General features: G+C 65.7%; 1 protein-coding gene. It reads right to left on the bottom strand.

Annotated elements, in window-relative coordinates; translation table 11 throughout:
* Positions 1–300, bottom strand: a 300-nt coding sequence (locus AC0IYH_RS30800) for a transglycosylase SLT domain-containing protein (protein WP_471837967.1), incomplete at both ends; no start/stop codon positions are given.

The raw sequence follows: 300 nt of genomic DNA, 5'->3' as shown, positions 1-300 counted from the left end.
CACGGTGCCGCCGCCCGCATTGTAGGCCGCGATCGCCAGTGGATAGCTGCCGTAATTGTTGAAGACGCGCTGGAAATAGCTCGATCCCAGCATGATCGACAGGTTGGGATCGGTCGTCAGCTGATCGGGCGAATAACTCAGCCCCATCTTGCCCGCCTGCTCCCGCGCGATCAACGGCACCGGCGGAGCCGGCGGCGCGACCAGCGCCTGTCCGGTCCGCTCCAGCGCCAATTGCCCGTAATATTGGTCGCGATAACCCGCCGCCTGCGCGTAGAAGCTCGCCGCCTGGGTCGCCAGTCC

This window comes from Pseudomonas sp. AC463 (assembly GCF_979253585.1).
The sequence above is the reverse complement of the archived record's forward strand: the minus strand, read 5'-3'. Positions and strand labels throughout refer to the sequence as shown.